General features: G+C 34.6%; 16 protein-coding genes and 1 pseudogene. 6 read left to right on the forward strand and 11 right to left on the reverse strand.

Annotation, left to right across the window (positions count from 1 at the left end):
• Positions 1-250: 250 nt before the first annotated feature.
• The 4 genes from ACICQD_RS05180 to ACICQD_RS05195 are packed head-to-tail and all read right to left on the reverse strand — an operon-like array spanning position 251 to position 1309.
• Positions 251-415: an IS3 family transposase gene (locus ACICQD_RS05180; protein WP_080717614.1), complete on the reverse strand. Its 165-nt coding sequence runs from the start codon at positions 413-415 to the stop codon at positions 251-253.
• Positions 405-569 carry a hypothetical protein gene (locus tag ACICQD_RS05185; RefSeq protein ID WP_156768652.1) on the reverse strand — a complete coding sequence of 55 codons (165 nt, stop codon included), beginning with the start codon at positions 567-569 and terminating at the stop codon, positions 405-407. The genes ACICQD_RS05180 and ACICQD_RS05185 overlap by 11 nt, the downstream gene beginning before the upstream one ends.
• The gene (locus tag ACICQD_RS05190; RefSeq protein ID WP_395461828.1) at positions 569-1003 is read right to left on the reverse strand and encodes an IS3 family transposase; all 435 of its coding nucleotides are present in this window, start codon (positions 1001-1003) and stop codon (positions 569-571) included. The genes ACICQD_RS05185 and ACICQD_RS05190 overlap by 1 nt, the downstream gene beginning before the upstream one ends.
• 21 nt (positions 1004-1024) lie before the next feature.
• The gene (locus ACICQD_RS05195) at positions 1025-1309 is read right to left on the reverse strand and encodes a transposase (protein ID WP_038198869.1); all 285 of its coding nucleotides are present in this window, start codon (positions 1307-1309) and stop codon (positions 1025-1027) included.
• 580 nt (positions 1310-1889) lie between these two features.
• Between ACICQD_RS05195 and ACICQD_RS05200 the strand changes: the two genes are divergently transcribed.
• A complete protein-coding gene (locus ACICQD_RS05200) occupies positions 1890-2801 on the forward strand; it encodes an Rpn family recombination-promoting nuclease/putative transposase (protein ID WP_015589128.1) in 912 nt (303 codons plus the stop codon).
• Here ACICQD_RS05200 and ACICQD_RS05205 read toward each other — a convergent pair.
• On the reverse strand, positions 2790-3038 hold the full coding sequence (locus tag ACICQD_RS05205; protein WP_251371787.1) for a hypothetical protein: 249 nt from the start codon (positions 3036-3038) through the stop codon (positions 2790-2792). The genes ACICQD_RS05200 and ACICQD_RS05205 overlap by 12 nt on opposite strands.
• A 100-nt stretch (positions 3039-3138) precedes the next feature.
• Here ACICQD_RS05205 and ACICQD_RS05210 point away from each other — a divergent pair.
• A protein-coding gene (locus tag ACICQD_RS05210) for an IS5 family transposase (protein WP_395461446.1) occupies positions 3139-3965 on the forward strand; the annotation gives its coding sequence in 2 pieces (ribosomal slippage) (positions 3139-3526 and positions 3526-3965; 828 coding nt in all).
• On the opposite strand, the gene ACICQD_RS05215 is transcribed toward ACICQD_RS05210, so the two are convergent.
• The 6 genes and pseudogenes from ACICQD_RS05215 to ACICQD_RS05240 all read right to left on the reverse strand — a co-directional run bounded on the left by ACICQD_RS05215 (position 3958) and on the right by ACICQD_RS05240 (position 12016).
• Positions 3958-4356 carry a hypothetical protein gene (locus ACICQD_RS05215; protein ID WP_395461700.1) on the reverse strand — a complete coding sequence of 133 codons (399 nt, stop codon included), beginning with the start codon at positions 4354-4356 and terminating at the stop codon, positions 3958-3960. The genes ACICQD_RS05210 and ACICQD_RS05215 overlap by 8 nt on opposite strands.
• Before the next feature lie 104 nt (positions 4357-4460).
• Complete coding sequence (locus tag ACICQD_RS05220; protein ID WP_264329545.1) at positions 4461-5546, reverse strand: ankyrin repeat domain-containing protein; 1086 nt, start codon at positions 5544-5546, stop codon at positions 4461-4463.
• A gap of 405 nt (positions 5547-5951) precedes the next feature.
• A pseudogene (locus ACICQD_RS05225) lies at positions 5952-6171 on the reverse strand (transposase); the annotation flags it as partial.
• Between the two features lie 183 nt (positions 6172-6354).
• A complete protein-coding gene (locus ACICQD_RS05230; RefSeq protein WP_395461701.1) occupies positions 6355-8943 on the reverse strand; it encodes an ankyrin repeat domain-containing protein in 2589 nt (862 codons plus the stop codon).
• Positions 8927-9753 (reverse strand): IS5 family transposase gene (locus ACICQD_RS05235; RefSeq protein WP_395461446.1). Its coding sequence is split into 2 segments (ribosomal slippage): positions 8927-9366 and positions 9366-9753, totalling 828 coding nucleotides; the frame shifts between segments, so codons are not numbered across the junction. The genes ACICQD_RS05230 and ACICQD_RS05235 overlap by 17 nt, the downstream gene beginning before the upstream one ends.
• A gap of 349 nt (positions 9754-10102) precedes the next feature.
• Positions 10103-12016, reverse strand: a complete 1914-nt coding sequence (locus tag ACICQD_RS05240; protein WP_264706137.1) for a hypothetical protein — start codon at positions 12014-12016, stop codon at positions 10103-10105.
• A 614-nt stretch (positions 12017-12630) separates the two neighbouring features.
• Between ACICQD_RS05240 and ACICQD_RS05245 the strand changes: the two genes are divergently transcribed.
• The 4 genes from ACICQD_RS05245 (at position 12631) to ACICQD_RS05260 (ending at position 20731) form a co-directional block, all read left to right on the forward strand.
• The gene (locus tag ACICQD_RS05245; RefSeq protein WP_395461702.1) at positions 12631-14364 is read left to right on the forward strand and encodes an ankyrin repeat domain-containing protein; all 1734 of its coding nucleotides are present in this window, start codon (positions 12631-12633) and stop codon (positions 14362-14364) included.
• Positions 14365-14426: 62 nt separating this feature from the next.
• Positions 14427-16868, forward strand: coding sequence for an ankyrin repeat domain-containing protein (locus tag ACICQD_RS05250; RefSeq protein WP_395461703.1), 2442 nt, complete (start codon positions 14427-14429; stop codon positions 16866-16868).
• A 125-nt stretch (positions 16869-16993) separates the two neighbouring features.
• Positions 16994-18322 (forward strand): IS4-like element ISWosp9 family transposase, encoded by a 1329-nt coding sequence (locus ACICQD_RS05255; protein ID WP_341820546.1) that lies wholly within the window; start codon positions 16994-16996, stop codon positions 18320-18322.
• Positions 18323-18937: 615 nt separating this feature from the next.
• Positions 18938-20731 (forward strand): reverse transcriptase/maturase family protein, encoded by a 1794-nt coding sequence (locus tag ACICQD_RS05260; RefSeq protein WP_182282558.1) that lies wholly within the window; start codon positions 18938-18940, stop codon positions 20729-20731.
• The last annotated feature ends 31 nt before the right edge of the window (positions 20732-20762 follow it).

A 20762-nucleotide genomic window follows, 5' to 3' on the forward strand; every position in this document is an offset into this window, starting at 1 on the left:
CGATTCATTCGCAGTATCTCAAAGCATAGATCCCGCTAACACGTAGCGGGATGACGATTGTCGTTTAGCCATAAACATTAAGAAATTTACCAAATAAAAAAAAGGCAAAAGAAGCCCCGTGGTGGTTGGCTATTTACTATGTACTAAAATATCGGCGTTTTTTTTGACCTTACCCAGAAAAAGTGGAGAGAAAGTTTGGAATGTTTTTCACAAAGAGAATGATGAATCAAAATGCTCAGGAATGCAATAGTTAATAGTGACGTTGTTTGTTATAAAAAATTTCTATGTATTCAAATATTGCAGTTCTAGTTTGTTGAGCAGAGTGTTGTGAAGTATCAATAAGTATTTCTCTTTTCAATGAGCTAAAGAAGCTTTCCACAACAGAATTGTCGTAACAACAACCTTTATGACTCATCTATGTTTTTTATGGATAAGAGATATTGATAACCTTGCAAAGTATATTGTGAACCTTGATCACTATGTAATAGTAGATTTTTGGCAGGTTTACGCTTGTTAACGGCCATTAATAAAGAGTCCATAACCAATTGTTTATTTATTGAACTGCTCATTAACTACCATGCGTGAATATAGATCGATTATTGTTGCCAAATATAGCCATCCTTCTTTGGTTTTTATATAAGTAATCCCATACTTTATTTGGTTGATCAACAATAAAGTTTTGATCTAGTATATTGGGAGCTACAGCTCTATTATCTGTTTGTTGTTTTTTAATTTTAAACTTTCTTTTCAGTATAGCCCTGATGTCATTTTTCTGCATAATACTTTGCACTGTTTTTAAGTTGCAACTTTTACCCAAAGCCTTTAATTCAGCATGAATTTTAGGAGCTCCATATCTACATTTAGAAGCTTGATATATTTTTTGAATATCTGCTAATAACTCTTTATTTGCTGATTCTCTACTGCTTATTTTCCTTGTAGTCCACTTATAGTAGCCACTAGCAGAAAACCCTACATAATTCCTGCACTTTATAGTGTTTACTATGCTCTTTTATGAAAAAATATTTTACTCTTTTTGACTGGCCAGGGCTTTTTTTAAAATGTCTCTTTCTCTTGTTACTTTTGCTAACTCTTTCTGTAAATCAAATCTCTCTTTGTCATAAGGTGCTACATCTGGAAATGCATTTGCCGCTGACTTTTTTTCGTTATATTTCTTCATCCATTTTCCTAATACACTATCCCTTATTCCTAGATCTCTTGCTACTTTTGCAACTGGTTGACCTACCTTTCTTTGTTCATTTGCCAGCTTAACAGCTTCCAATTTGAATTCTGCTGTATATTCTCTTGCCATTTCTAATCCTCCAAAATTTTATTTTACCCGAAAAAACTCCTTTCTTTCTCTCCACTTTTTCTGGGTAAGGTCAATTTCGGAACTCTATTTCTTTTTTACGATCTTTACTTTTATTCTTATTGTTCATATAATATACCCTTCACTAATAATAAATTATTTTTAAATGTTTACTGTTATTTTCTTAGCAGTATTGGCATAAAGCCATAGCTTTTGGGTGAAGTCAAATCAAATTTTCAATTTTTTTTTGTTTATTTTTTTATGAAAAGGTAGAAGATATTAATAGCTGCTAATTTCTTTAAACGATGTTGTCGTAGATTCGTATTTTTATACACCAAAAAGGGTATCTTTGATGTCTCCTACAGCTCCAAACTCATAGCATCCATTTGCCGGCCTTTTAAGGCGCTTTATAGAAGGGTTAATAAAAGATGTACAAAGGACGTCTAAGGTGCGTAGTAGCATTCTAAAGCCATCTATGGGAGACATTTTTTTCATCAACGCATTCAAAACTTAAAAAAATAAAAAACTTGAACATTTCTTCAGAATTATGTATAATTATTAATGCTTTTTAAGGTTCTTTCTTATGACTTTTTCTAAGTTTCTTGATCCCAAAAATGATGTATCGTTTAAGCGTATCTTCGGTACTGAAAAAAATAGAGATATCCTTATTCACTTCCTCAATGATATTCTTGGCTTTACTGGTAAAAATGAAATAAAGGATATAGAGTTTTTAAGTACTATTCAAGACCCCGATATCGCCGCTAAAAAGCAAAGTATTGTTGATGTTCTCTGTAGAGATTCTACAGGTGCTCAATACATTTGCGAAATGCAGGTCGCTAAAACTAAAGGCTTTGAAAAACGTGCCCAATACTATGCTGCTAAAGCTTACTCAAGGCAAGCTGATAAAGGTGACCAGTATCATAACCTTAAGGAAATTATCTTCATTGCTATAGCAGATTGTGTACTGTTTCCTAATAAATCTGAGTACAAATCAAAGCATACTATTCGAGATGAAGACACTAATGAGCATGATCTAAAAGATTTCTATTTTATATTTATTGAGTTGCCAAAATTTCCAAAGAATAAGGAAGATCAGTTGGAAAATATAGTTGAAAAATGGGTTTATTTTTTTCGATATGCAGATGAGACTAGTGAAGAAGAGCTGGAAAAAATAATAGGTAGTGATGTAATAATTAAAAAGGCCTATGAAGAGCTAAATAGATTCAACTGGTCAGAAAAAGAATTTATTGCCTATGAACAGGAAATAAAACGTATTCTTGATGAACAGGCTGTCCTCGCTCAAAAACTTGATGATGCTACTGAAAAAGGTAGAGAAGAAGGTAAAGAAGAAGGCATCCAAATCGGACATGAAAAAGGCAGAAAAGCAGAGAAAATCGAAGTGGCAAAGAACTCACTTAAGGCCGGTGTCTCTATTGATGTTATCGCTCAAATTACCGGCCTTTCGATAGATGAAATTCAAAAATTAAGGAATTAATACTTTACCTTGACCTCTAGCTTGAGTTAAATGACATTGAACAGAAGTATTATTTAGATAACTTTTAGGCTCCAAGCTTATTTGTTGTTCTTTTACGTCACTCACTTCTAATCTGCTTAACATTTGTTGCATTAATTGATTTATTACTGGGTCTATTCTTCTATTAAATTCAGCCATAAACTTATCAAACTTTTTCGGACTTAATCTACCGGGATCTCCGGGTTCTCTACCAGGCAATGCTTCCTCTGCGTATGATTTTAAAATCCCTGAAATTTCATTAGACTTCTTTCGAAACTAGGATAAAGCAGTAAAAATAGTAATTTTGAGGTAAGGAGAAATGAAGTATGAAATAGTGAAAGAGCTCGATAAAGGGGAGTTTCGTCGACTAACAGGAGTAAAGAGATCAACATTTAACAAAATGGTAGGGATTTTATGTGAAGAAAATAAAAAAAAGAAAGCCAAAGGAGGAAGGAAAAATAAGCTAAACGAGGAGAATATGCTGCTCATGGTATTAGAATACTTACGAGAATACCGTACATATTTTCACATAAGTCAAAGTTATGGAGTAAGTGAAAGTACGGCATATAAAACTGTAAAATGGGTAGAGGATACTCTAATACAACACCAAGATTTCGCATTGCCAGGACGAAAAGAACTCCTAAAAAGCGACGTGAAATATGAGATTTTGGTGATTGATGCAACGGAAACACCTGTAGAGAGACCAAAAAAAAGCAGAAAAGATTTTATTCAGGAAAGAAGAAAAAACATACGCTAAAAACACAAATAATTGCAGAAAAGAAGAGCAAGAAAATTATTTGTACGTCATTTTCAAACGGGAGAAAGCATGACTTTCGGCTTTTCAAGGAGTCAAAAGTGCATGTATCAGAAGGTATAAAAGTTTTAGCCGATGCTGGCTATAGAGGTTTTCAGAAAATTCACAAAAATGTCGAGTTGCCACACAGAAGGATGAAAAAGAGTCCCTTAATTAAGGAAAAAAAGGTAGAAAATCGGGAGCTAGCAAGCAAAAGAGTAGTAGTTGAGAATGTAATTGGTCTGTTAAAAAGATTCAAAATTATTGCAGACAGATACCGCAATCGGAGAAAACGTTTTGGCTTGAGATTCAATTTAATAGCAGGAATTCACAATTTTGAGCTGTCTATATGAGTTTCGAAAGAGGTCTATTAAATTCACCACTCCTAATTTTTTCATTAATCTTCTCAAATAATTTCTCAAAATTAATATCTAAGCGGTGCATTTTTATACCACCTTTCGATTCAGCTTGCTTCTCTAATACTTCCTTGAACGACTTTATAATATCCGATGTGTAAAAAAGAGCCTTTACAGGATTAACATCAGAAAACTTAGGAAGAGGACACTTTTTATCTAGAAAAGCTTGTAACAAGAAAAACATCAAGCTAGCATTATTACTCGCACAAACTTCACGACTAAATTGGCTAGTATATTGGATATTTGGGTTTCTTACTGTATCAGAATGATTGGAGCTACTTCCTGCTGTACCAGAACGGCTAGAGCTATTTTCTGAAAATGAAGGCAACGCAGCCCTTAAAGGGGAAGAGATAAACTGAAAAACACCTTTAACAGCATCTATCCATGAAGACGGCTTACTTGCTCCGCTTGTAGCTCCTATTTTGTTATAGCCTATTTCGTCACTTTGCGATGAATTGTCTGATGCATTATCATAAGATAGATCACACTTAGCTTCTTTTGTAATACTATATTGTACATCACGCTTCTTGCGAGTAGATCCACAATCCTCAATTTTCCATTGACATGGACTATCTTTGCCCCTGGCCTCCAAGTAAATACTCTCCTTCTATCCCTATCATGGCTAAGATAATCACTAGCAGGATATAAATACTCATTAAAATAAGTGCTTTTTATATATATGTTGTTACCTTCAGGTTCAAATTTCCATTGACATGAACTATCTTTGCCCCCTGGCCTCCAAGTAAATACTCTCCTTCTATCCCTATCATGGCTAAGACCATTACCAGCAGGATATAAATACTCATTAAAATAAGTGCTTTTTATATATATGTTGTTACCTTCAGGTTCAAATTTCCATTGACATGAACTATCTTTGCCCCCTGGCCTCCAAGTAAATACTCTCCTTCTATCCCTATCATGGCTAAGATAATCACTAGCAGGATATAAATACTCATTACTATAGTAAACACTTTTAATACATACCTCCGATGAAAATACTGCATTCTTTACTGACTCTGGTAATTCTCCTTTTATCCTTTCAAGCTCAGATTTTTTTTCCGAATGAACATTATGGTAATTACTCATCTCCATAATTCTTTTTACATAACGGGCTAACCTAAACTCCGCATTTTCTACACCTTTAACTTCAATACTAGCTCCAATATTGAGAAGATTTGTAACTTCACTAACATTCCCACTTTCTACAGCAGCAAATAAAAGTCTATCATACTCACTTTGCTTTGGTCCTAAAAAGTTTACTACTTCTGACTGACGAGAGGTATTTGCTACATCTAAAGGTTTTCCACCATCCTTATTTTTAGCTCCAATGTTAGCCCCCTTATCTATAAGAAATCTAATTATCTCTAAATGACCTCCTTCAGCAGCCCTATGCAAAGATGTGTAACCATCACTATCTCTAGCTTCAATATTAGCCCCTTTCTCAAGAAGTTCTCTAACGTCACTAAGGCGTCCTGCTCCTGCAGCACTAACTAATAAATCATCATTGTTTAAAGTCATTTGTCCCTCCACATTTATAAAAACTTACCTAACTTAACTAAGCAATCACACTATAACAAGCCACTCTTACCCTGAGCTTTTTTCTTTCCTCAAGCAACACAGAAAGGACCATCTTCCCTCAAACAAGAATTCTGGAATGCCCTCACATAACATAGCCCGCTCACAAAAGTAAAATTACCTTAGCCATCACACACTTACATACCATAAAAAATTAGTAATCTAATGTATTTCAGGAATAGTACTCCACTTTTAAAACTTGTCAACCCCTAATTTAAAATTTTTTTGAAATAATTTTTGATGAAAATTTTTAATGAATTACTATTAATTTAATATTAAATATTACTAAGAACCTAAATAATACAACCACTTTCAGCAATAAAAACCAGCTAGCATGAGAAGATTTTTTTGGAAATCGATTGGTCTTGCAAATGTGCTTAAAATCTTCGTTTCAAGCCCTGGATGTAAATTTATTTGCCTTTTTTTGACTATTTGGGGTTCCTTCTCTATCTCTTGGTGTTAAAAGTTCAAATGAATCTGCACTTGTACGTAAAGCCTTTGCATTTCTCCCATTTTTTCTATTATTTTCTTCACTTTCAGCCAATAAGTGGTTTTCTATTTCACCTTTTTATATCAATTTATTACTTTCTTTTTGATTTGACACACTTTTTTGAACATCTCTATTGTGGAACAAACTTTCTCTTGGTTCTCCAATTTAGACACATGAGCAAAGATTGTGAGCTTTCTCCTCTTACTTCAAAAACCAATATCTTCTTTAATATGATTACTTCTATGTACTTACTAAATTAGGCTACTTAAATTCCTTAGGCAGGTTATAAACGGATACCTTTGCTGAGCTTTCAAAGCTCTTTATAGAGGTAGGTGATTCTAATGTTCCAGGTACGTCATCATAATCAGATAGTTGCGTAGAAATTGAATTCGTCCTAATACCCTGAGATGTACCTTCTTGAAAATGAAGTAATTTATTTTCCAACTTATCTCTTGCTTCTCTAAAACTGTCCAATTTTTTTTGCAAGCTAACACTTTCTTCTTTATACTTTGAAAGTGTTAAATCGATAAAATGATTACACAACACTATTAGACCTGTAGCACTAGAAAATAACAACAAGAGAGGATGAATGGTAACACCTGGCATATCTCCACTTCTTGCATCATGAAAATTTTTATACATATTAAGACAAGAGCCAAAAGCTGCAGAGCATACAAAAGCAAGTTTTGTTCTGCACAGGAAATACTCGACTTGCGCTAATTTTTCATTGCAATGTGCTAATTCTTTACGCAAATCATTAATTTTATCACTATAATACCTAATAAACAATTGTTTTGTTTCTTCATTATTAACATATTTCCATGCTCTGTAAGATCTTCCATCTATGAGCTCAACGTTTACATGCTCTGATTTTAGAAGCGCACTAATTGCGTTACTACTTCTAGAACGCACAGCTTCATGTAGAGGTGTGTAATCGCTTTTAACATCTTTCCTTCTGTTAATATTTTCATAAGTTAAATACTTGAAAAGAGCCGAAATACATTCTGGGTCATTACCTTCAATAGCCAGAGTAATTGCATCTTTTCCGTCTTTATCCTTAGAATTAATAACTTTAGAAAGCGGCTTTTCATTTTCTTGCTTATCTTCAAAATACTTGCACTTATACACCTTATTCGAACGATATGGCTCCTTAAGAATACACAAAAGTTCTTTTACAAGATCAACCTGATTTTCTTTAATAACCACATGCAAAAGTGTGTTTTGATTTTCCTCATCTTGTAACAGTAAAACATCATACAAATAAGCATTTTCATGTAGATAACTAATCTCTTTATTGAAACGTGTTTTATCTATACCTTCTCTTCCTCCTTTACAGATACTGAAGAGTCGTAAACTACCTTCCAAAGCATTGTGATCAATTGCAGAGGCACGTTGCCTTCTGTATAAAATTGGCGCTCCTTCTACGCAAACACTTCCGAAGTAACGAGCAATAGGGGAATGGATACATGCACTTAAAAAATTAGTAAGAGGGTTACAAGTGTTCACACCATTCCTACCTTCAAGCAGTCTAACTACATCTAATTTATTATACGAATCAGCATAATATAAAGGATCCCGATCATAACAGTCCTTAGCATCAATTATAGCATCACATTCAAGAAGAAGTTTAGCTACATCTAAATGACCTTCCCTAGCAGCATAATGTAAAGGTGTTCTAGCTTTTTCATCCATGGCCTCAACTTTAGCACCTTGGCTTATAAGAAAGCTAACCATACCCTCTCTATTGTAGTAAGCAGCATAGTGTAGAGGAGCTATACCCAAACGGTCTTTAGCATTAATTATAGAATCATGGTCAAGAAGAAGTTTAGCTGCATCTAAATGACCTTCCCCAGCAGCATAATGTAAAGGTGTTTTATCTTCTTCATCCATGGCCTCAACTTTAGCATCTCGGCTTATAAGAAAGCTAACCACATCCTCTCTATTGTAGCAAGCAGCATAGTGTAGAGGAGTCATACCAAAACGGTCTTCAGCATCAATTATAGCACCACGGTCAAGAAGAAGTTCAGCTACATCTAAATGACCTTTCCCAGCAGCATAATGTAAAGGTGTTTTAGCTTCTTTATCCACGGCCTCAATTTTGGCATCTTGTTTTATAAGAAAGCTAACCATATTTTTTCTATTGTGGTAAGCAGCATAGTGTAGAGGAGCCATACCAAAACAGTCTTCAGCATCAATCATAGTACCACGGCCAAGAAGAAGTTCAGCTACATCTGAATGACCTTCCCTAGCAGCATAATGTAAAGGTGTTTTTCTACTATCATCTTGAACGTTAACCTTAGCATTTCTACTGAGAAGAAGTTTAAGGACATACAAATTACCCTTACAAGAAGCTACACACAAAGGCGTTTGATTGTTTATACCTTTAGCCTCAATATTAGCACCTCCATCAAGAAAATCACTAACCTTTCTAATATCTTTTCTTTCTATAGCAGAAAATAAATATTTATCTAGCTTTGCTCTCAAAAAGTTTGCTACTTCTGTGTTACCAAGCTCATTTACTATGCGTAAAGGTGTCTTAACATTATTATCCTTAGCTAAAATGCTGGCACCTTGATCAACAAGAAATCTAACCATATCGTATTGACCTGCACTAACAGCATAGTGTAGAGGTGTCCAATTTTGGTCACATCTAATGTCAATATCAGCACCAATACTAAGAAGAAGTTGAGCTACATTTACACTATTTTTACAGGCAGCCCAGGACAGCAAAGGCAACTTATCTAAAAGTTCACGATTAACATTATATTTATCAATATGTTGATCAATATATTCCTCCAACCGTTTAAAGTCGTCATTAGACCTCTTTCGAAACTCATATAGACAGCTCAAAATTGTGAATTCCTGCTATTAAATTGAATCTCAAGCCAAAACGTTTTCTCCGATTGCGGTATCTGTCTGCAATAATTTTGAATCTTTTTAACAGACCAATTACATTCTCAACTACTACTCTTTTGCTTGCTAGCTCCCGATTTTCTACCTTTTTTTCCTTAATTAAGGGACTCTTTTTCATCCTTCTGTGTGGCAACTCGACATTTTTGTGAATTTTCTGAAAACCTCTATAGCCAGCATCGGCTAAAACTTTTATACCTTCTGATACATGCACTTTTGACTCCTTGAAAAGCCGAAAGTCATGCTTTCTCCCGTTTGAAAATGACGTACAAATAATTTTCTTGCTCTTCTTTTCTGCAATTATTTGTGTTTTTAGCGTATGTTTTTTCTTCTTTCCTGAATAAAATCTTTTCTGCTTTTTTTTGGTCTCTCTACAGGTGTTTCCGTTGCATCAATCACCAAAATCTCATATTTCACGTCGCTTTTTAGGAGTTCTTTTCGTCCTGGCAATGCGAAATCTTGGTGTTGTATTAGAGTATCCTCTACCCATTTTACAGTTTTATATGCCGTACTTTCACTTACTCCATAACTTTGACTTATGTGAAAATATGTACGGTATTCTCGTAAGTATTCTAATACCATGAGCAGCATATTCTCCTCGTTTAGCTTATTTTTCCTTCCTCCTTTGGCTTTCTTTTTTTTATTTTCTTCACATAAAATCCCTACCATTTTGTTAAATGTTGATCTCTTTACTCCTGTTAGTCGACGAAACTCCCCTTTATCGAGCTCTTTCACTATTTCATACTTCATTTCTCCTTACCTCAAAATTACTATTTTTACTGCTTTATCCTAGTTTCGAAAGAAGTCTATTTTCTATAGCATGCGTAAAATCCGTTGTAAGGCTCGTTTGATCTTTCATAAACTATATAAAAAAAACTATTTTCCTACTCAGTACAATACTCCATTTTTAAAACTTATCAACCCCTATTTAGAAATTTTTTATGGAATAATTTTTGATGAAAGTCTTTAATATATTGCTACTAATTTAGCAATATATACTGTTAAAAACCTAAACAATATAACCATTTCCAGCACCCAAAACCAGCAAGCGTGAGAACAATTTTTCTTGGAATCGGTTGGTCTAGCAAAAATTACATTACTAATTCCAAGAAAGCGGAGCATTTGGATCATCTGGAATTTCATAAAAAGGCAGCCTATCAATTAACAGACTTTCTTCATCTCTACTAAGATCTCTTGTTACAATATTGCAAAAATCTCTATTGCTCCCAAAATTAGCTGTTACTGCAGTCCTTAAATCTTGATTTCCTGCCACAGCTTCCTGAAAGCTGCTGTTATTGGCAAGATGAGTTTCCAGCACAGGTTTTGCGTCATTACCAAATTTGTTTTTCACATTCAGAATAGCTTGTCCCAATTTATTTGTGTTGCTACTAATTAATTTTTCTGCCACTCCTTCCTGCAAAATACGACTACCTGCTAAGATCTCTCTATTTTCATTATCCTTCACAACCGCTTTCCCTATTTCATCTACCTTGGTATTCAAAAGGTGCTGAGTTACGTTATTGACTAACGTCTTCGACTCATCTATATTATCGCCTAAGCCACTTGCATTAAACAAATATTCAGCTAATTTTTCAGGGCTAACCTTCCCTTCAGTAATTCTTTTTGCTTCACCTTTCTCTATACTGCCAGCATTAAATAACAACTCAGCTAACCTAGAAGTGCCGACATTTTTTATTATATCTTCAATAAAGCTCTTTTGATCCCACTGATAATTCTCTGCTAGTGCATTCTTAGCATCGTTAAATACTAGTTCAGAAATCTTATACGAGCTAACTTTATCTTCGGCAATCTTTTTGGCTGCAAGTTGATCTAAGTTACTTTTATTAAAAAGCAACTCAGCGAGTTTTATTGGATCAGCTTTATTTATAAAATCCTGCGAATTAAGATTTATTTTATTAGCAACATGAGTAGCAAGATTTTGACCAGTGCTATCAGTTATATCAAGTACTGTTTTTCCCAATATATCTTTATTTTCATCAGTAAGTAGCTGTACAGCGACTTCCTCAATTGATGGGCTTTTTCCATCTCTACCTGCCGGACCTTGAGGACCATCTGCACCTTTTGATCCCTGCACCCCCTTGTCTCCTAAAAAAGCTTTTGCTATCTTACCATCATAAGCATTTTCGTTATCAGCAGTTTGATCAAGAAATCTGCCTAATTTCTCCACTAAAATTGATTTCTTTTTCCCATCTCCTATATCCTCTGTTGCATCAAGTATTTTTTTCGTGAATTCTAAAATTTTTATATTAGAGCCATCAGCTTTAGCAAAATTACCCTTTTCTGCCAAAAAATCTTTTGCTGTTTTATTATCACCATATATTTCATATTTTTCATCAAGAAGCTTCCCTAATGTATTAACTAAAATTGAAGTTGCATTGGGATCATGTTTATAAAATAATTCCCTTGCTAATCTATTGATTCCGTCACTGTCACGAGAAATAAATCCTCTATCTGTATCTTCCTTAGTATATACATTTTCAACATCAACCTTTTTATTTAATCCTTCATCTACTTCTTCCTTAGTATATACATTTTCAACATCAACCTTTTTATTTAATCCTTCATCTACTTCTTCCTTAGTATATACATTTTCAACATCAGCCTTTTTATTTAGGTAAGCAGGCAGAACATCTCGCCTAGAAAATGTACTATCTAGTATCAAGTTAGAGATTCTATCACCCTTATCAAAATCTTTTGCATAAAATATCGCCTCCACTATGGACTTTTCTGCTAACTTCTCTTCAAGTACTGTATGTTCATCATTGTTAGTACTTTTCATATCAAGTAGACTTTTAAAAGCTGCCGCTAAACCTCCTACTTTATAGCTTATTTCACCTTGACCATCTTGTTTATATTTTAATTCCAGACTACCATTGCTTGCATCTAAAGTATACTTATTACCTTTCTCATCGCTCAAGGTTATAATTTTAACATTTTCCAAATTTGATATTGATGTGCCGTGATTATCTTTAAACTCTACATTAGGTGTCATATCACTTCATATTAATTAAAACGAAAGGATACGCAAAAAAATATATTTTTTTATTAATACATGATGCAAAAAGAGCTTTATTCTATTTTAAATATAGAATTGCAATGAATTTTCCTTTTATTTCCAAATAAACTAATTTTCACTCTTTAACATTAATTACCACTAACTCAAATAACACAACCATTTCCAGCATTCAAAACCAAGGGTCGTGAGAAGAGTTTGTTTTGGGATGGATTGGACTATCACTCAATACGTGCGAACTTTTCTATATAATAATTCTACTATACCATAAAAGCAGCTATATTAGCCTACTTTTACTACATTTACATACGAACTAACTTACCTAACTTTGTTGCAAAGATTGCAAGTTCCTATTTTCATAACCCTACTTTTACGTAGCTTGTTCTCACAAAGATACGATCTTTTTGGGATCTTTGAAGAAGTAAATAATTGAAATCTTTGTAATACTTGGTTGCAATGTTTTTTAGAGACAAAAGGTATTTTCCTATATCTGAATACAATAAATTTGTAATTCTGAAAAAAATATAAAACTATTGCTAATTATAATAATTGTGTAATAATTAAAACATAAGTTTTTAAGTTAAGGTAGTGTCATGGGTAATCAATTGGAAGAAGTATCTAGTCCAATAAATATTCAAGCAGATTTAGAAGAGAACAGTATGGTTGATGGAATAGAAAAGCGGTCAAAAGAACAAGGTTTTTATGCAACACAGACCATACCAATTTATCAAGTTAATCAAAATATTACGTATTCATATTTAGCTACGCTCGATAGTCACTTAAAAACAGATGAGCATTGTGTACACGAAAGTAATATACATACTGACTTACTTAATTTTGCTTTTCATGGTTCCTTAGAGAAAGTTCAAGATCTATTAAACAAAGGAGCTAGTGTTGAGATAAAAGACAACAATGGTAACACGCCTTTGCATCTTGCTGCTGGCAGGGGCCACTTCGTAATCGTTGGAACCCTGTTAAAAAAAGGAGCTACTGTTGAGGTAATAAACAATGAAGAAGCTACTCCGCTGCATATCGCTGTTCAGATGGGTCACTTAAACGTAATTCAAGTTCTACTAGATAATGGTGCTGATGTTGATGCGCAAAAAGATAAAGATAATGGTGACACTGCCTTACATATTGCTGCTAAAGCAGGCCACTTAGAAGTAGTTCAAGTTCTATTAGGAAAAGGGGCTAATGTTAAGGCACGAAACGAAGAAGGATGCACTGCTCTTCATTCTGCTACTGAAATGGGTAAATTAAAAGTGGTTGAGTACTTTATAAGTGAAGAAAAAATCAATATTAACCAAGCAACCGATGATAATGACACTCCTTTGCATATTGCCGCTGAAATGTGTCACTTAGATGTAGTTCAATTTCTGTTAGAAAAAGGAGCCAGTGTTGAGGCACGAAACAACGAAGACTGTACTGCTTTGCATATTGCTGCTAGCGAGGACCACTTAGAAATAGTTAAAGCTCTATTGGGCCAAATGAATAATGCTGACATACGAAAGAATAGTTTCAAATGTGTCTTGCATATTGCTGCTCGAAAGGGTTACTTAGAAATCGTTAAAGCTCTATTAGACAAAGGTACTGATATTAATGCAACAAACTATGACGGCGATACTGCTTTAAATGAAGCTGCTGGATGTGGTCGTTTGGAAGTAGTTCAATTTTTGTTAGACAAAGGAGCTAGTTTTGAAGCACGAAACGAAGAAGGATGCACTGCTTTGCATATTGCTTGTGAGATGGGCTGTTTAGGCATAGTTAAAGCTCTGTTAGAAAAGGGATCTGATGTTAATGTAGTAAGCGAAAAAAATGGCGATACTCCATTACATGAATCTGCTAGAATGAATCGCTACGATATAGTTGAATATCTTGTAGAGGAAGAAAAGGCTACTATTGATGTAAAAAACTTGAGAGGTGAGACTCCTTCCGATTTGGCAGATTCTAATGGTTACAAAGATATAGTTAAGTATCTTAGTCTTCGAGTAAGGGAGTGTCCCAAAACCTCGGGAAGTCTGGCTGATGATAAAAATGTGATACAGTATCAAAAAGTGACAGAAAATAAACACCTAACTATAACTAATAGAGCAATAAAGACCAGTTTCTGTGTAGGGATAATGACCATGTTGACAAGTGTGGCTATTGGATGTACTGCTATTCATCTTAGTTTATCAATATCAGCTACTGCTGCATTGATTGTTGGGGCCATTGCTGGTGGCATTACATATGCAGTATTAAAGCCTAATAGTAGGCTAAATGAATGTGAAGTGAATAGGCAAAGCTTACCTCAAATGCCTAAGGACGAATGTTGCATGTCATATTAGTTCTTGCATTTTATGTCATGCGTGTGAAAATGGTGTGTAGTATTTTTAACCGAGGTGGAGTTATGGAATTGAATAAATTGCAGGAAGTATTAAATTCTGCTAACGCTGATGTTGGTTTCAGTAAGAGTAATGTAGTTAGTAAAATAGAAGAGAGATTAAAGCAAGTAGATCCAGGTACATTGTGCCAATTAAGTTTTGCTGTTTTAAAAAACAACAAACAAATGGTAGAAACCCTTATAAAAGGAGGAGCTGATGTTAACACAATTGATGCGTACAATCGTGATCCATTATATTATGCTATCTCACAAGGGAACACAAGAATGGTAGAGATCCTAATAAAAAATGGAGCAAGTGTTAATAAGAAGTATAATGACGGAAGCACTCCTCTACATCATGCTGTCTTGAGCCAAAAAATAAAAATAGTAGAGTATCTTATAAACAATGGAGCTGATGTTAATGCGTTAGATGAAAAACGGCGCACTCCATTATACTTAGCTGGACGAAGTACAAAAATGGTCTCGATTCTCATGAAGAAGGGGGCATTACCTTTACTGGAAAACAGAGATATTGAATTTTTAAAGGATCTAGCTAAACGCATTAAAGATGATGATACAGAGTATTTAAAGGAGGTAAAGGTAGAACAGAAGGAGGGGCGGGTAGATGATAAGTATGAGTCAATTAAATACTCGTTGCTGCTTAGTGATAACAGCTCTTTGACCTCTATTATTAAAAGGGAAAAATTCAAAAATTTAATATCTGATTGGTCTTTCAACGTACCTGATTTAAAAGATAACCAAAAAAATTTGAATAAGGCACTGTTAAATCTTCTTACAGACTTTCCATTTTGTGACATTACAAGGTTTGAGGACTTTTTACACGATAACAAAGGTGATGATCTAAAAGCTGTTCTCAATCTTCAAAGGGGAGAATCCAAATTGACAATACTACATGTAATACAAGGTATGGAGTATTTAGCAGTGGAAAAAGACATAGGTTGTGCAGTTAGTGCATTTATGACTTTACTTTTAAAATCTGGTGCTGATCCTAACATAGTTAACAGTGAAGGGCAAACACCTTTGCACTATGCTGCTTATTATAATACTTTAAATATACCTTTGCTTCTGAAAAAAGGAGCACGTGGTCAAACTGACAGACAAGGAAAAACTCCTCTAGACATTGTAATTATTAACAAAAAACCTTTTGAAGTGAATCTTTTAGAACAGATCTTTTTAACTCAGGAGCAATTGGAAGCAAAAAATGATTTAGAAGGTATTTGCGGTCATAGCTTTAACACTAATCGACTAAGAAAGTTTTTCAATCAGCACAAAGGAAATGAAGGTCTTAAAGAGGTTCTCAATCTTCGTGATTGCGAAGGAAAGTCTCGAGTTTTTCAAAAGATTAGGGAGGCTTGTTATGGTAATGAAACTCATTTCAAAGAAGCAAAAAAGTTGCTGCTAGAAGCAGGAGCGATTGATTACGAAGAGTGGAAGGACAAAAAACGTTTGCCTAAGCTTAGAACTCTATGGGATGATTTAATATTAGATCAGTCGGAAAAGTTGAAAATATTTTTGGGTAGGGTAAATAAATCCAAAGATATAGATGAGTTAAAACGCGTTGTAAACGAAGCTATAGAACTTGGGGTAAGGCTGAACTTTCCTAACCAGGGTAGTATATACGGAAAGGTATATGAAAAGGAATATAGTTTTACAGATTTTGTGATAAGAAAGATTAGTGAATTAAGAAAGAGTTCCGAAGGTTCAAGGAATATAGAGGTTGCTAGTGGTATAGTATGTCAATTGATATCAAAAGGGGCAATTTTGTACAACATAAGCAGTATATATGTAATTGACGAACTGGAAGAGTTTGAAAGCCACAAAGCTAATATGAAAAACGCTTATGCAGATTATGAGAATCGTGCTTTAGATTTCATAACAATCGTTCAAAGCGCAACAAGTGGTAAGGTAAGAGACGTAAAAATCGACAACTCTACTCTCTGTCTTGAATATTCACAGGATAGTAAAGTAGATGTTGCAAAGATTACAAATGGAGCAAGGGGTTTAGGTATCACTCAGGAAGGTGTACAATACGGAAGAAATATAATAAAGATAGGTAAGAGTGAGGTAGAAATTATAACGGAAAACGCTATAAGGAATTATGTAGGCCTAGCAGATGGTAGTAATATAGTATTGACTTTCGATACTGGCTTGGGAGAGTTGGAAGTGAGATTATACCCTGATAAGCAAAATCTAATAAAGGTAGAAGTAGAAGATCAAGAAAAGTGGAAAAAATTACAGAATTGTGAGGAACGAATAGGGGAAAAATGTTTGCTTGGTGGGTGTTCAGTACGTGATGCTATTGAACGAGGTTTTTTTACTAGATCTGGAGAGTTGATTCGTTCTGAAACAATTAGTCAATCTGATGCAACAAAAGTGGGCCCTTGGGCAAAGCGCGAAAAAATGAGAAAAGCTTCAAGTCTTGAAGAAACAGTAGGCCGTTCTCTATAATGAAGTGAGGGAGTGTTAAATAAACCATACGCGTCAAGTTAAGGAAAAGTGTAAGTAAAGTTGATAGAGTGAAGGAAAATAATAAGGTATAAATTCTCTTGGATATATGAATGAGAGAACTTACAATGGACAGAATAGCTTGCTTATCAAAAGACCTCAATGAATTCTTTAATGAAAAAGCAGACGAAATATCAATTGCAGTAGGTTTTATAAAAAGAAAGAGAAAACTTAATGGCTCATCATTCATAAAAGCTATAGTTTTTGGTAACATAGGAGTTGATGATTGCAGCATAGAAACAATGTGCCAATTGCTAAATGAAGACTCGATAGAAATTACAAAACAGGGTTTAGATTTTAGGTTTAGTGAAGAAGCAGTTGAGTTCATGAAAAAAATGTATAACGAAGCTTTGTGTTTATTTAAAAAAAGTCTACAGATTGATTGCAAAATTTTACAGCAATTTGGAAGCGTTAAATTATTGGATAGCAGCTACATTAGCCTGCCCAGTAGCATGGAAGATATGTACAAAGGATATGGCAGTAGCTATAGAGATTGTGAGAATAATACCAAATCAGGAATAAAGCTACAGTTAGTCTTTGATTACCTGAATCAAGCGCTAGATAAGTTAAATTTTATGGAAGGAATAAGGTCGGATCAAGGTTATAGGGATTATCTGAACGGTTTATCAGCCAATGATTTGCTAATATTTGACTTGGGCTACTTTGTGCCTAGTTCTTTTAAACAGATTGATGAAGCAGGTGCATATTTTGTTAGTCGTTATAAGTCTGATACCAATATATATGATATAGAAACAAATCAAAAAATAGAGCTATTGGAGTATTTAGAAGGTCAATTATCTTCAGAAAAAGAAGTATTATTAGGAAAGGAAGTAAAAATTAAGGTAAGAATTATATGTCAAAAGCTAACTGAAGAACAGTCTATGGCTAGAAGAAGAAAGGCTAATAAATTAGCAAAGTCACATGGATATACATCTTCTCAAAAGAATCAAAAGTTATTAGATTGGTCAATATTTATAACTAATGTTCCAGAGAGTAAAATTAATGCTGAACAAATATTGACGGTTTATAGAGTAAGATGGCAAATCGAATTACTATTTAAACTATATAAAAGTCATATCAATCTTGATAAACTAAAAGGAAAGACAAATCCATTTAGAGTATTGTGCGAGCTATACGCAAAATTATGTGCTATTCTCGTATTTCACGAAATGATTGGCTGTGTAAAACTAAAAAAGAACACGGAGCTCAGTTTAACAAAGGCATTTATTGAATTGAAAAGGCGGGTTAGAGAGCTCTTTTTGATATTAAACAATATTGTCAATAATTTAAAAATTTTTCTAAAAAAGCTTACTATAATCTGGTCAAAGTTTTCTTTGAAAGACAGATATAGGAAGACCAGGGTATCTACTTTAAGCTCTCTACATTCCTTAACTTGACGCGTATGGTTTATTTAACACTCCCCCACTGGACATTAGGTTTGGGACAAAAGGCTGAATAATGGGAGCTGTGTGAGTCGAGAGGGTGCGCCGTGGTACGCATTAAGAAATACTTAGCGGAGCTAAGCGGGGTTCAGAATAAATGGCCTCGAGGTGAACAACTAACTTTAACCCGAAAGGGAAGGAGGACAAGAGCATGTATGTAAAGCGAGAGTTATCTGAAGATGTGTAAGGTAACGGCTTGCAACACCTGATCAATATGGTTAAAGCTAAACTGCTTGAATTCTAATCTTCAGGGGTGGGATTTCACATCCATGGGTATCACATTTAAAACCCCATGTCTACAGTAAGCACAAATTAAACTTTCGTTTGTGTGACATTCTGGCTGTAGAACGATAAGTAGTGAACTTATTTAAGAGGATGAATAGAAAACCTAAGTTGATCTAGAACAGTTCTTAGTGACGGAACATGGGATGACCTAAGGAACGCGAGTTCTATGGTTACGGAGTCATCGTAGTAGTCGTGAAAGTAACGAATCACCGGGGAGTGTGGGAAAGCCACATACAGGGCAAAGGGTGACAGATAATTGAATGTTGAAATTGGGAGGTACGCAAGATGCGGAAAGCTGAAACAATACTTAACATTATACGTGAACGTGGACAAAGAAATTTGCCGGTTAAAAACGTATATCGCCTACTCTATCAGCGTGATCTTTACCTTCGGGCGTATGGCAAACTTTGTCGTAATAAAGGTGCTATGACAGAAGGTGTGACAGTTGAAACAGTTGATGGTATGTCTTTGGAAAAGATCGATAAAATCATAGAGGGTTTACGCTATGAGCGATATCGGTGGACACCAGTAAAACGTATCTATGTTTTAAAGAAGAGTGGTAAACGCAGGCCGTTAGGGTTGCCAACATGGTCAAATAAGTTACTTCAAGAAGTAATTCGATTAATATTGGAAGCCTACTATGAGCCTAAATTTAGTGAATGTTCACATGGATTTCGACCAAAGCGTGGATGCCACACTGCATTAAGAGCAGTAATGCAAAAAGGCAGAGGTACAAAATGGTTTATAGAGGGAGATCTCAGTGCATGTTATGACTCAATTGATCATACTATGTTGTTGAAAATACTGAGTGAAAGCTTCCAAGATAACCGTTTTATTCAGCTAATCAATCGACTGCTAAAAGCAGGATATATGGAAAATTGGAAGTACAATAAGAGTCATAGTGGGGTACCACAAGGTTCTATTATTGGTCCAATTCTGAGTAACATATTACTCGATCGGTTAGATAAACATGTGGAGCATATACTAATACCAGCAAATAACCGAGGTAAGCGAAGAAGGACAAATCCAAAATATTTAAGGTTAACCATGCAAGTATCGATGATGAGAAAACAAGGGAACTGGGATCAAGCAAAACAACTGCGTCAATTAGTGCAGGGTATGCCATCTAAGGATTCTTGCGATCTAAATTATCGACGTCTTTGGTATGTTAGGTATGCTGATGATTTTCTGGTAGGGTTTGCAGGACCAAAGAATGAAGCTGAACAAATTAAGAATGAGATTGCTGGGTTTCTCAATGAGGAGCTCAAACTTATGCTTAATGAAGATAAAACGTTTATTACACATGCGTGTGATAGCAAAGCCAATTTTTTGGGTTATGAAATACATGTTTTGCATGCAGATGATAAACATGATCATCGGACACAACGATGTATTAACGGTAGTATTGGGTTACGTGTACCACATCATATAAAGCAGAAAAAGTGTTCTGAATATATGCGTTGTGGTAAACCGATACATTTACCTCAACGTACAATTGATACAGCTTACAGTATTGTTGCTCAGTATCAAACTGAATATCGAGGAATTGTACAATACTACAAAATGGCCTACAACCTTCACACACTAAGTTATCTGAAATATGTGATGGAAGTATCATTAGTAAAGACTTTAGCATCTAAATACAAAACAACTTGCAGGAAAATTTATAGAAAATTTGGTGCGACGATCGAAAATGATGAAGGTGAAAAACGAAAAGTCATCCAAATCAGAGTAGATCGTTTACCATCAAAGATACCATTAATTACACACTTTGGTGCTGTGTTGCTAAAATGGAATAAATGGGTAAGCATAAGTGATAACCTTATACCAATATGGAATAAGCGTAGTGAAATAGAGCAAAGACTATTGGCACAAACTTGTGAATTATGTAAATCACAAGAGCAGATTGAAGTACATCACGTACGTAAACTTGCTGATTTGCTAGGTAAACGTAATACTGAACTACCGGAATGGAAAAAGAGAATGATTGAACGACAGAGGAAAACTCTTGTTGTTTGTCATGAATGCCATAAGAAAATCCAATATGGAAAATATGATGGTGACTCCTTAAAACGTTAGATTATTGGAGAGCCACGTGATACGGAAACGA

This window comes from Wolbachia endosymbiont (group A) of Therophilus tumidulus, assembly GCF_964277345.1.
Taxonomy (GTDB): Bacteria; Pseudomonadota; Alphaproteobacteria; order Rickettsiales; family Anaplasmataceae; genus Wolbachia; species Wolbachia pipientis.

Coding starts and splice junctions, on each gene's coding strand:
- ACICQD_RS05180 (WP_080717614.1), bottom strand. CDS start 415: ATGAGTCATAAAGGTTGTTGTTACGACAATTCTGTTGTGGAAAGCTTC.
- ACICQD_RS05185 (WP_156768652.1), bottom strand. CDS start 569: ATGAGCAGTTCAATAAATAAACAATTGGTTATGGACTCTTTATTAATG.
- ACICQD_RS05195 (WP_038198869.1), bottom strand. CDS start 1,309: ATGGCAAGAGAATATACAGCAGAATTCAAATTGGAAGCTGTTAAGCTG.
- ACICQD_RS05200 (WP_015589128.1), top strand. CDS start 1,890: ATGACTTTTTCTAAGTTTCTTGATCCCAAAAATGATGTATCGTTTAAG.
- ACICQD_RS05220 (WP_264329545.1), bottom strand. CDS start 5,546: ATGACTTTAAACAATGATGATTTATTAGTTAGTGCTGCAGGAGCAGGA.
- ACICQD_RS05240 (WP_264706137.1), bottom strand. CDS start 12,016: ATGACACCTAATGTAGAGTTTAAAGATAATCACGGCACATCAATATCA.
- ACICQD_RS05245 (WP_395461702.1), top strand. CDS start 12,631: ATGGGTAATCAATTGGAAGAAGTATCTAGTCCAATAAATATTCAAGCA.
- ACICQD_RS05250 (WP_395461703.1), top strand. CDS start 14,427: ATGGAATTGAATAAATTGCAGGAAGTATTAAATTCTGCTAACGCTGAT.
- ACICQD_RS05255 (WP_341820546.1), top strand. CDS start 16,994: ATGGACAGAATAGCTTGCTTATCAAAAGACCTCAATGAATTCTTTAAT.
- ACICQD_RS05260 (WP_182282558.1), top strand. CDS start 18,938: ATGCGGAAAGCTGAAACAATACTTAACATTATACGTGAACGTGGACAA.